This is a genomic window from Micromonospora sp. ATLC20, assembly GCF_057196585.1.
Genome location: NZ_JBXUOV010000076.1, coordinates 1 through 12005, shown reverse-complemented (window position 1 = coordinate 12005; position 12005 = coordinate 1). Strand labels below are relative to the sequence as shown.

The 12005-nt window shown below is 69.7% G+C and carries 5 protein-coding genes and 1 tRNA gene; 2 read left to right on the top strand and 4 right to left on the bottom strand.

All coding sequences use genetic code 11. The features are described 5' to 3' along the window. Positions 1 to 117 precede the first annotated feature (117 nt). Positions 118 to 190 (bottom strand) — tRNA-Lys (locus AC2CHG_RS17425). Positions 191 to 253: 63 nt separating this feature from the next. Beyond that, the gene (locus tag AC2CHG_RS17420) at positions 254 to 3325 is read right to left on the bottom strand and encodes a VWD domain-containing protein (protein WP_484525128.1); all 3072 of its coding nucleotides are present in this window, start codon (positions 3323 to 3325) and stop codon (positions 254 to 256) included. A gap of 77 nt (positions 3326 to 3402) precedes the next feature. Between AC2CHG_RS17420 and AC2CHG_RS17415 the strand changes: the two genes are divergently transcribed. Further along, positions 3403 to 4137 (top strand): class I SAM-dependent methyltransferase, encoded by a 735-nt coding sequence (locus tag AC2CHG_RS17415; protein ID WP_484525127.1) that lies wholly within the window; start codon positions 3403 to 3405, stop codon positions 4135 to 4137. 117 nt (positions 4138 to 4254) lie between these two features. Further along, entirely contained in the window at positions 4255 to 4635 is a 381-nt protein-coding gene (locus AC2CHG_RS17410) for a polyketide cyclase (RefSeq protein WP_484525126.1), read from the top strand. A 182-nt stretch (positions 4636 to 4817) separates the two neighbouring features. Here AC2CHG_RS17410 and AC2CHG_RS17405 read toward each other — a convergent pair whose 3' ends face one another. Both AC2CHG_RS17405 and AC2CHG_RS17400 read right to left on the bottom strand, forming a co-directional pair. Next, entirely contained in the window at positions 4818 to 5468 is a 651-nt protein-coding gene (locus AC2CHG_RS17405) for a hypothetical protein (protein WP_484525125.1), read from the bottom strand. 120 nt (positions 5469 to 5588) lie between these two features. Beyond that, entirely contained in the window at positions 5589 to 11930 is a 6342-nt protein-coding gene (locus AC2CHG_RS17400; RefSeq protein ID WP_484525124.1) for a polymorphic toxin-type HINT domain-containing protein, read from the bottom strand. Positions 11931 to 12005 lie beyond the last annotated feature (75 nt).

Below are 12005 nucleotides of genomic sequence, written 5' to 3'. Positions count from 1 at the left end.
ATGATCTATTCCGACCGGCCGTCGATGGGTCCGAGGTCCGGCCAGGTTGCGGCGTCCGAACGGGCACGACGAAAAGGCCCTGGTTCGGGGTGAACGAACCAGGGCCTCTGCCATCTGTGCGCCGCCAGGGACTCGAACCCCGAACCCGCGGATTAAGAGTCCGCTGCTCTGCCAGTTGAGCTAGCGGCGCTCGCTGACAACGGGACGAGACGTTAGCACGCCCGCCGGCCACCCCCGAAATCCAGGGTCGGCCTCACCGCACCGCCAGCGTGACCTGCCCGGTCGCGGCCCCCGACGGGTCCACCACCAGGGTGTACGCCCCGGACGCCGGCAACACGGTCGGCCCGAGTTCACCGGCCCCGTTGATCACGCAGCCGCTGCCGACGGTGCTGCCGTCGGGCGCGCGCAGCGCCAGCACGCCGCACTGGTCCGGCAGGTCCGAGGCGGAAGCGCTCACCGTCACGGACGTGCCGGCCGCAGCGGTGAACCGGTAGCCGATGATCGTGCCGGGCCGGTCCACGACGGCGACGACAGGTGGCCCGCCGAGCGCGATCGTCGCCTCGCGGTCCCGGCTGGTGACCAGCCGCAGCGTGGCCGTGCCGGTGCCGCGTTCGGTGGGGTCGACCACCACGGTGTACGTCCCGTCGGCGGGCAGCAGCGTGCCGTCGATCTCACCGACGCCGTTGATCACGCAGCCGCTGCGCAGCAGCCGCCCCTCGGCGTCCCGTAGCTCCAGCGGGGAGCACTGGTCGGTGAGGCTGCTCGCGGGCACCTCCACGTAGACACGCTCCCCCGCGCGCCCGCTGAACCGGTAACGCGCCCGCGCGCCGGGTTGTGCGACTGTCGCGGTGACCGCCGGGCCGTTCGGTTGCAGCGTCCCGTCGCTGTCCCGGGCCGTGTACACCCGCACGGCGGCGCGGCCGGTGTCGCCTGGTGCGGCGGTGACCCGCAGCGCGTACGCGCCGGTGGCGGTGAGGTCGACGCGGTCGACGTACCCGGCGCCCCTGATGTTGCAGCCGCTGGCGATCTCCCGTCCGCCCGGTTCGGTGAGCACGTACGGCGAGCAGCGGTCGCCGATTCCCGGCGCGGTGGCGTCGACGAAGACGGCGTCCCCGGCGCGGGCGGCGAACGTCAGCGGCTCCCCGCCGGGGGTGAGCGTGGCGGTGGCGACGGGAACAGCGGTGATCGGGGTGGCGGCCGGTAGGGCGACCCGTTCGGTGCTCGCGCCGGCCACGGCGAACTCGGGTCGGCCGCTGACCGCGACGTCGAAGACGCATTCCGCGAGCTGGGCGGGCGCGGTCACGCCGGCCCAGCGGCAGACCTGTTCGGCCGCCGCGCGCCGGGCCGGGTCGAGATCGCCGACGGTGACCTCCCGTTCCGGGAACGCGCGGTCGGTGAAGGTACTGGTGTCCTGCCCGTCGTCGTAGTGCAGCAGCGAGCGGTCCCTGGTGATCCGCCAGCTGTCCGCGTACGCGGGATAGAGCTTCGCGAACGGCACCGGCTGGGCCAGTGCCGCCCCGGAGGCTGGCGCGATGTCGTCGGCCGGGTCGCCGTCGAAGTCGCCGAGCAGTCCGCGTACCTTCCCGGCCCTCCCGTCGGCCAGCCGCACCAGGATTCGGTAGCCGTAGCGGCCGATCTGGTCCACCGCCGCCGCGGACCCGTCCGGCCACGTCACGTCGTACCCGTCGGTGGGGCCGGTGTCCGACGGGCGGCGGGTGAGGGTGCCGCCGCCGGCCAGGTCGGTGCGGTCCGGCAGCGCGGCCGGCGTTGCGCCGTCGACGTGGACGCGGGTGCCGCCGTCGGTGAGGGTGAGCGCGACGCGGTGTGCGCCGATCCGGAACGCGACGGCCGAGTTGACCGAGGCGGTACGCGTGCCGGACATCGAGGTCTGCCGGACCTGCACCTCCAGCGGGTCGCCGCCGGTGGACGCGACCAGCGTGAACTCGCCGACCGCCTGGAAGTCGTAGGCGACCCGGTCGAACGTGACCAGGTGCGGGTCGCCGTTGCTGCCGCCGCACTCCGCGCCGTCCTCGCAGAGCTTCACCGGGCCCTTCGGCGGCGGCGCCTTCTTGGCCGGCTTCTTGCACTCGTCGAGGTTCTTCGGCAGCGTCTTCCCGTCGTACTCGGTGCGCGGCGGCAGCCCCTTCGCCGCCCGGTAGCGGTTCTCCGCGAGCGTCGCCTTCACCTCGGCGGTACGGATGCCGGTGCCGCCGCACTCGCCCTGCGGCACCGCGTTGCGGGAGATGTCGTCGGCGTGGTTCAGCTCGTGGTAGAGCGCGGCGCAGGGGTCGCGGGCCATCCCGTCGCCGTACGGGTCGGTGGAGGTCGGGTTCCACGTGACGGTCGAGGAGCCCTTGCCGTCGGCGCTGTCCGGCGTCTCGAACGCGCCGGAGCCACCAGTGGTCGGGATGATCCGCACGCGGGGACTCTTCTTGTCGCGTAGCCGGGGCAGCAGGCCGGACGGGTCGCCGCCGGGTAGCGCGAACCCGGCCAGGCAGCCGTCGACAGCCGCCTGGAAGTCGACGCCGCTGACCGGCACCCCTGCGGTCGGGTCGACGCCGTAGTCGGCCCGCGCCGGCCGGGCACCACCGCCGACGTACGCGCCGACGGCCATCAGCAGCACCAGGGCCACGGCGGCGGCTGTCGGCCGGCGTCGTCGGCGTACCAGCAGCAGCAGCACGACCAGCGCGACGACGAGCAGCGCGAGTGCTCCCCCACCGACGAGCCAGAGCCAGCGCCGGCCGGGACCGCCGTCGCCGGACACGGTGAACGTGGCGGTCCGCAGCGCGCTCGCGCCCGCGCACGGGTTCGTCGCGCCGGTGAACGGCAGCGTCACGTAGCCGGCGGTCACCTCGTACCGGCCGGGTGCGCCGACGGGCCAGAGCGTGTCCAGCCCACCGCCGTCCGGGGTGGCGGCCACCGAGCGGAGCACGACCTCGCCGTCGCGCAGCCGTACCCCGGTCAATCCCACGGCAGCGGTCGCTCCCGGCTCCACAGTGGTGAGCCCGGCGGTGGTGGCGGCGCCGATCCCGTCCTCGAAGAAGCTGCGGGCCAGCGTCGGCTCGACGTCGCGCCCGTCCCGGCGTACCCCCGTGATCTGCACGGTGCCGACGGGCCCGGTGGCGAGCGCGCACGCCGACCCGGTGGTGTTCGTGACGGTGAGATCGAGGCGGACCTGGTCCCCGGCGCGGTAGTCGGCCTGGCCGGGCCGCAGGGTCAGGCCGAGGCCGCCGTCGGCGGGCGCCGCGGCGCCGCTCGCCGCCCCGGTCGCCAGAGCGGTCACGAGTACGCCGAGCGCCGCCACCAGCCGCAGGGTCCACCTCATGGTGCGGACTGTAGAAGCGGGTGGGCCGGATTCCGCGCGGTCTGTCGGGGACCGGTCGGAGCCGTATCCTGCTGGTGATGGATGTCTTCGGCACGGTCGCCGACCTGTACGAGCGCGCCCGGCCCGGATATCCGCCGGAGATCGCCGAGTCGATAGTCGCCTACCACGGCGGCACCCCGGCCTCAGTCGTCGAGGTGGGCGCGGGCACCGGGAAGGGCACCGAGGTGCTGGCCCGCCTCGGTGCGCCCCTGACCTGCGTGGAGCCCGACGCGCGAATGGCGGCCCGGCTGGCCGAGCGGTTCCCGGGCGCGCGCATCGAGGCGACGACGTTCGAGCGGTGGTCGCCACCCACCGGCGGGGTGGACGTGCTCGCCTGCGCGATGGCCTGGCACTGGCTGGACGCCGGCACCCGCAACGCCCTGGCCCGGCGCGCCCTGGCGCCCGGCGGCACGCTCGCCGTCTTCGGGCACCGCTACGACTACGCCGACGCCGCCCAGCAGGCCGCCGTCCGGGGCGCACTACGATCCGTCGACCCGACCGTCCGGGAACGGCCCGTCGACTGGTTCCATCGGGACGTCCTCGACAGCGGGCAGTTCGACGACGTACGCCGCGAGGTGTTCCGGCGGGAGCTGCCGCTGGACAAGGAGCGGTACCTGGCGCTGATGCGCACGTTCGGGCCGTACCTGTCCCGCACACCGGAGCAGCAACGACGTGGGATCGCCGCCCTCGACCGGCTGGTCGACGACTTCGGCGGCACCGTCGTGCTCGACCTGCGAACCACGCTGGTGCTGGGGCGGGCCGATGCTCGGTGACCGGTGGGGTGTCTCCGACGACGAGACACGTCGCCGGTATCCGTGCGACGACGTCGTTCCCGCGCCCAACCTGCGGGCCTGGCGCGGGGTGAGCGTGGACGCGCCACCTTCCGCCGTGTGGCGTGGGTCGCCCAGATCCGGCTCGCGCCGTACTCGTACGACTGGATCGACAATCTCGGCCGCCGTTCACCGCAACGGTTGGTGGACCTTTCCGAGCCGGTGGTGGGCGAGGCGTTCACGACTGCCGGTGGGCGGCGACGGGGCCGGATCCTCGCGGTCGAGCCGGGACACCACCTCACCGGCGAGATCATGGGCGCGGTTCTGTCGTACGTCCTGGTGCCCGACGCCGGGAACACCACCCGCCTGCTGCTCAAGGTGGTGATGCGGACGAACCCAGTGATCGCCCTCGGCGGATGCCTCGGCGACCTGGTGATGGCCCGCCGGCAGTTGCTGAACCTCAAGCGGCTCGCCGAGTCCGGCGACGGGCCGGCTCGCTGACCGTCGTGGCTACGGCTCTGTCCTGCCGATCACGATGACTGAGCGGTCAAATGTCGCCATGACGAGCATCTCATGGCGTGACGGAGTTGAGGAACTGCGCCGACTGGTTGAGGCGGAGGGCGGCGACCCTGATCGCCCCTCGATCCATCGCCACAAACACAGCAGGCCGCCGCACTGATTCATCATTCCCGTGAATCCCATTCCCAGTCGACCTCGTTGAACTGCGAGAGCTTGTCCGCCGACAACGCCGCCAGAATTACCTGGTAACCAAACTCGCCATCATCGTGGCCAGCCTGGGCCAACAAGCCTTCAGAATGGTAGAACCGCACGGCAGGCTCAGGCCAGGCCCACAACGGATGGTCGAGCGGTCGCAGCCCTCGCACCACTGATTCAAAGCCCCGTCGATCAAGGGCCATGTTGACCAGACCGCAATCAGCGCCAAAGACGGCACTGGAAACGAAGATGTAAAGAATGAGCTCTGACAGTAGCAGCCCAGTGGGCCGCCAACTCTCCGGCCCTTCCCGCTCGTACGTATACGGGTCAAGCCCGCTTCCCACGAAAGCCCACTCGAAGGTCTCCCCGGCAGGCCCGCGACAGAAAATTGTATGTTCGCCATCGACAACGAGTTCGCTCGAGGCCAAGAAGCGATAATAGCTGGTGTAGGAGCTGAGGTCAGCCCCGACCAACTCGTAACAGCTGGTAAGCACTTCCGGCAACTCCTGGATCGGAGCTTCATTGACACCCGAGGCCGAGTGTCCGTACCACGCGGACAAGAAGTGCCCCAAAGAGTCAGGCCCGGGATTCTCAAGTCTCCCAACCAGATCAAGCCACATACTTCTCTCGCTCCTAAGCTATTTCGACAGCAGGGCTTGCCGGAGCGAAAGCTCCGGCAAGCCCTGCAACCCTACTGCTTCGTCAAGCTGACCGGCATCCCGAGGGAGCCTCGGGTTGAATCACTCAGGATCCCAAAAAACGGTAGCATTCTTGTACTTGTTGAGCGACTTGTTGCAGACGGGGCAGGGGATCCGCTCCGAGTAAATGCGGGTAACACTGAGCGGGTCGACACCCCGCCGTGCAAGCTCGCGGTTAATGCGGATCTCGCTGTGCAGGCCACCCCGATGCCCGGCGGTACCTCGAGGAATGTTCGCCATCGTGATAGTGCGACTCCTACCACTGGAGGTCGAGTACTCGAATACCGCAACGTTCTGATTCTCGGCAATGCCGTTGTCTTCGCGGAACCTCTTAGCCTTAGCCTGAAGATCGTAACCGTCAGCCTTGTCCACGATCGCGGCGGGCACATCGGGGCCGCAGTTGTGCACCAACAGGTGGCTATCGCCTGCCACCACGTAGTACGTGTGGATGTCGTCGACCGTGAGGTTGTGGACCTGCGCCGGTTCCGTCCACTGCCGGATCGCGCTGATCTGCACGTGCGTGCCGGCCGAGGTGCGCAGCCACTGACCGGCCCGCAGATCGGCGGCCTCTACCCACTCGTCCAGGCCGGGCACCCAGAACGGGTGGTTGTCGGTGGCGACCACGCGTTCCGCGGCGTCGCCGCTGTCACCGTCGGGATCGATGGTGACTTCGACCAGGTTCTTGCTGCCCTGACCGATGATGGTCGCCACCACCGGCTTGATCGTCGTCTTGCCGGTCACCGGATCGGTCACCAACACGATGTCGCCGGTCTTGACATCCTCGATCGGCTTGCGCGACCCGTCGGCCATCACCACCAACGTGCCCGGCACGAAGCTGTTCTTGCACTTGAGGAATGCCCTGGCGCTGCCGACCAGGTCGCCGAGCAGGCCCTTGACCCGGCTGGTCAGGTTGGCGAGTTTCTTCCACTTCCATGGGGCGCCGTATCTGACTGCGAGTTTGCCCAGGGCGCCGCCGATCGCCGCGCCCGCGACGTTGGCTGCTGTGGCCAGGCAGCCGCCCATGTCGCCCTTGAGGAAGCAGTCCAGGGCATCGGTGATGCCCAACTCGTCCATCAGGATCTTCGCCAGGGCCTTGGCGGCGTTGAGCATCTTCGCCTTGGCCGCGGCAATGCGCCGCTGCCTTTCCTTCTCCGCCGCCGCCCGCGCGGCCGCAGCCCGCTCGTCCGCTGATGCTCGCGGGTTGTTGTGGACGTTGATCGTGGGTTCGTCCGGGTCGTACGCGCCCGAGCAACCACCACAGCCGTCGTTGTGGCCCTTGACCTTGTGGTAGTTGCCGTACATGTCCTCGTAGTCGGCGCCCGGCCCGCAGGCGTCGTCGGAACAGGCCTTGAGACCGTCCGGGTCGGAGAACGAGATCGGGTTGTTGTTGGCGTACGCGTACCCGTTCATCTGCTGCGGGTCGTTGACGTCGATGATCGGGTCGACCGAGATGAACCGGCCGGCGATCGTGTCGTACTCCCGCGCGCCGATGTTGACCAGGCCTGTCGTGGAATCGATGTTCCCGTTGACGAAGCCCTTCTCCGTCGGCCACTGACCTGGCGAGGCATCCCGGTTCTCGCCGTACGGCGTCATCCGCCGGTGCGTGACAGCGCCACTCTGGTCCACGACTGCCTGGCCGGTGCCGTGGTGGTCGTTCGCGACGTACCGGAGGCCGTCCACCTTCCGGACCAGGCTTCCGCCGCCCGGAAGCGCGTAGTACCGCGTGGCGTCGGTGGACCGGGTCTGGTGGTTCAGCCGGATCTCCATGCCCAGCAGGTAGAGCGTGGTCGAGGCCGGCTCCTTGCGGAGCATCCGGGAGCCGTCGACGTCATAGAGGAAACTGGTCTTCTTGCCGGCTTCGGTGACCGACTCGAGGTTGCCCTCGGCGTCCCAGACCAGGTTCTGGTCCTCGCCGGCCCTCGTCCGCTTCTTCGTGTTGCCGGCCGCGTCGTACTCGTACGAGTACAGCTGATCACCCTGCGGGGTCTTCTCCGTCATCTGGCTCAGCGTGTGCGGCTGCGCCTGGCCGGCGGCCGGATAGGTGTAGCTGCGCTCGATGAGCGGAGTGCCGTTGGTCCCGTACTGGACCTCGGTCTTGCGGTTGCCCGTGACGTCGAAGGTGTAGGCGTGGTGGTAGGGGGCCACGCCGCCCACCCCGGTGACCGAGGGCCCGCCGGCGCACGGGTCGGTCGCGGTGCTCGCCGACGTCCAGGCCCGGTCCATCCGGCGCAGGTAGTCGTACGTGAAGCACTGCGTGTCCTGCGTCCCGGACGGGTTGTTGGCGATCCGCAGGATGTTGCCGGACTGGTCGTACGTGTAGCGGGCGTCGATGTCCACGACCGGAGCCGACTCGCGGTCCAGCCGTAGCCGGGTGAGCCGCTTGGAGCCCTGCTCGTACTCGTAGGTCGACCAGACCTTCCGGGTGCCCACCCGAGCCTCGGTCTGCAGTACCTCGCCGGTGCCGGCGTACTCGACGTCGGTCAGGTAGGGGGCGTCACCGGTCGCCGCGGTCAGGCGCTCAAGACTGTCGTAGGTGTAGGCGACAGTCTCGAACGGCAGCCCACCGCCCTCCGACATGCTCAGCGACTGGACGGTGCCGTCCCGGTTGAACTCCGTGCCGAAGGTGTAGAAGCCGGCCAGTTCGGCACCGGCGTGCTCGGGCACGGAGTAGTAGGTGGCGTGCGGCCGGTAGAACTCGTCGTAGATCGAGAAGTACGTGGCGTACTCGTGCCCGTCGATCCAGCGGCTCGTCGAGGAGAGTTCGCCCAGCATCTCCAGGTCGTACGTCCAGCTGCTCAGCAGCTCGCCGGTGTCGGCGGCCCCCTTGTAGACGGCGATCTTCCGGCCGATCTCGTCGTACTTGGTGCTGATCGTCTGCTGGAGGACGTTCGTGGTGCTGGTGAGCCGGTCCAGGTCGTCGTAGCCGAACGTCGACGCGCCGGAGTCCGGGTCGGTCGACTTCGTCTTGCGGCCCAGCTGGTCGTACTCGTGGGTCCAAACGTTGCCCGCCGGGTCCTTGACCGTCTTCAACTGGCCGGCGTGCGTGTAGGTGTACTCGGTCTTGTCGAAGTCGCCCGTCGGACCGCTGCCCTTGTACTGCCGCAGTTCGGTGGTCTTGCCCAGGGCGTTCGTGATCGAGGTCGTCGGGGTGCCGCCGGCCGGCGGGTCGACCGAAACCCGGTCGCCGCCGTAGGTGGTCGTGGTGCGCCACTTCTCGTTGCCCGCGACCGCGAAGATCTCCGCCGTGACCCGGTCCGCGCCGTCGTAGACGTACAGCGTCTGGCCGTTGACGTCACCGTTGACGGCCGGGTAGATCACGTCGGTGGGCGCGCCCGCGACCGTGTACGTCGCGTACGTCTTCGCCAGCTGACCGGTGCCGGTGTAGAAGGTGTCGGCGACCGTACGGGTGCCGTCCGGGCCCTCCGACTGCACCTGGCGGGGCCGGAGCAGACCGTCGTGCAGCTTGTACTCGACGCTGTAGGAGCCGTCGTTCTGCCGCCGCTCGGTCTTGATGGCGACCGGCTTGTCGGTGCGGACCAGGTAGCTGTAGCGGATGCTCGGCTCCAGCCCGCTGGCGCCCGTCCGGTCCGGCATCCAGACCTTCGCCAGCCGGCCCAGGGCGTCGTACTCCAGGACGCTCTTGAGGCCGTTCTGGTCCACCTGGGCGACCGGCACACCCCACGCCGGGGCGTAGTCGGTGGTGGTGACGAACTCCAGCGGGTTGGTCTCCTTGACCTTGGTGGTCAGGCCGTTGGTGTCCGTGTACACGGTCTTGGTGACCCGGCCCAGCGCGTCGACGGCGGTCAAGGGCCGGCCGTACGCGTCGAACGTGCCCTCCGACGCGCGGATGTAGGTGGCCGTCGTGCCGTTGTGGCTCTTCAGCCGCTCGGTCCGGGTCGGGTTGCCCAGCGTCGGCGCGACGCCGAACGCCTTGCCGTCGTAGAGCGTCCGGGTGTCGGAGATGACCTGCTTGCTGCGGTCGGGGGTGGCCGAGCACGCCACCGACACCGACTCGACCCGCGACACCAGGCTGTACAGGTGGGCGGCCGCGTTGTCGGCGTACGTGGTCCGGCTGCAGGCCTCGTCGCCGGTGACCGCCACGTCACCCTCGTTCTCGGTCTCGGTCACCCGTCCGAAGCTGGTCTCGAAGGACGAGGTCTGCTTCGTCTCCCGCCACCCTCCGGCGGCCAGGGCGACCAGGCTCCGGGCGGTGGTGGTGTTGATGAACCAGGCCTTCTTGCTGCCCCAGCTGTGGGTCTCCGTCGCGGTGTTGTGCCGCCACGGGACGGCGATGCTCTTGCTGACCGCGTCGGCGCCGTCGTAGACCACGCTCTCCAACTGGTGGCCGGAGAACTCGTTGTGGTCGGTGTGGCTCCCGCCGGTGGAGTCGGCGACGCTGACGGTACGCGTGCCGCCGTCCGGATCCTTGTCGCCGTGCATGCCGCGCAGGTAGCGGTACTCCGTCTTGGTCGTCTGGACCTGGCCGTCGCCGGCCGTGACGATCACGCGGCCGTAACCGCGCCAGTCGCTCCAGGTCAGGTCCTTCGGGTCGGAGATGCCGTCCGGGTCGGCGTGCCGCCAGGCCGCGCCGTCCAGGTACTGGTAGCGGGTCACCATGTCCGGCGCCCCGCCGGTGCGGTCGGTCTCGACGACCTGCTCGACCACGTACTTGTGGAACCAGTCGGTGATCGGGTCGCCGCTGCCGAGCGGGTTCCACTTCACCGGGTAGCAGCGCCTGGTGCTGTTGCCCGGTGTGGGCAGCGTGCTCTTGGTGCAGTCCGGGCCGGCGTAGTTGACGTCGATCTGACCACCGGCGTCGGTCCACACGGTCGCCAGCCGGAAACGGACCAGCGGGGCGATGTTGTCGCCGTCGCGGTCGATCCGGTTGGGCAGTTGCAGACCGCCCAGTTCGACCGACGGCATGGCGATGTCGGCGCCTGGCCCGTAGAGGCCGGTGTGGGTGATCTTGTGGAGCCAGAGGGTCCGCGAGCCGTCACCGTTGTCGGTGAGCAGGTGGTCGAGCTTCCAGTTGTCCACCGGCGTCCAGCCGGTGCCCTCGCGGATCTCGGTGGTGATGCCGGTCAGCCGGGCCCGGGTCCAGAACGTCGGGGTGATCTGGTCGAGCTTGCACTTGGTGTCCTTGGCGCAGTTCCGGTCGAACGGCACATCCGGCCAGTAGGGCGCGGTGGTGTTGTTCAGATCCTGCGGGTCGCAGTCGACGTTGCCGGACGGCAGGCACCGTTCCTTGGTCTCGAAGCGCACCCGGGCGGGGGCGTTGGTCGTGTAGACGGCCTCGTGCCGCTGGCCGTAGTCGACCCGCTTGAGCCAGCCGCCCCGGACGTACGGAACACCGTTGACGTCGGTCTTCTTGCCCCGGGCGTAGTAGTTGATCTCCTTCTCGTAGAAGTACGAGGTGACGTTGCCGTAGCGGTCCTTGACGTAATCGAGGCTCCAACGCCACGCCTGGTCGCAGTACGCCGACGTGAACGTCGCGTTGTAGCAGGGCTCGCCCGAGTCGTCGCCGTAGATCGGCACGGTCCAGGCCGAGCCGGTCTCCTCCTTGCCGGAGGTCCAGCCGGGAAGCCGGTTCAGGCCGAAGTGGTACTGCGTGCCGTCGGTGGTGGTGACCCGCCAGTACTCGCCGTCGTTGTCACCGTTCACCGCGCCGGTGAGCCGCTCGACCTTCGAGCCGTCGTCGGTCCCGAACCGCCAGGTGTCACCGGTCTTGACCAGTTCCGTCGACTTGCCGTTGAGCAGGATGGTCGCGTTGTCGTACGCCCAGCACTGGTCGGCGTACTGGTCGTGCCCGTCGTCCGAGCAGGGCTTGTACCGGCGCTCGATGTGCCCGGGCTCGTAGTTGAAGCCCTCACCGATCCACGAGCCCTGGTTGTTTGTCGTCGCGGTCCGGCCGTCGACCGACTGCGACGAGTAGGCAAGCGCGATCGGCGGCGCGCCGCCGCCCGGCACCGGCGGGCTCCGCAGCGGGTAGCTCCAGGAGAAACCACCCGTGGAGGGGGCCACCGACCACTTCGACGACGGGGACAGCTTCGTCGCGCCGTAGTCGCCCTGCGAGGAGGAGTCGGTGGCGGTCATGGCGAAGAGCGCCCCGGTGCCCGCCTCGGCGGAGAGCGTCTCGGCGGCGCTGTCGTTCGTCGTCGGCAGCGGAACCGGGGCACACTGGGCCTTCTCCGGCGTGGTCAGCGCGCACTCGGGCAGGCGGACCAGCCGCAGCCGGGCGCCGAAGTCGCCACCGAACGCACCGGCGACCCCGCCGTAGCCGAGGTCGAGACGGACGTTCCCGGCAGCGGCCTGGCCGTCGGCCCGGTTGAGCCGGACGATCGGGCCGTCGACCTTGGCCTTCTCCGAGGCCTTCCGGTTGAGCACCTCGATGCGTACCTTGCCGGGAGCGGAGGCCGGACGGGCCGCGCCCGCCGCGGCGGCCGCGGCGGCGGGCGCGGC

Coding starts and splice junctions, on each gene's coding strand:
- AC2CHG_RS17420 (WP_484525128.1), bottom strand. CDS start 3,325: ATGAGGTGGACCCTGCGGCTGGTGGCGGCGCTCGGCGTACTCGTGACC.
- AC2CHG_RS17415 (WP_484525127.1), top strand. CDS start 3,403: ATGGATGTCTTCGGCACGGTCGCCGACCTGTACGAGCGCGCCCGGCCC.
- AC2CHG_RS17405 (WP_484525125.1), bottom strand. CDS start 5,468: ATGTGGCTTGATCTGGTTGGGAGACTTGAGAATCCCGGGCCTGACTCT.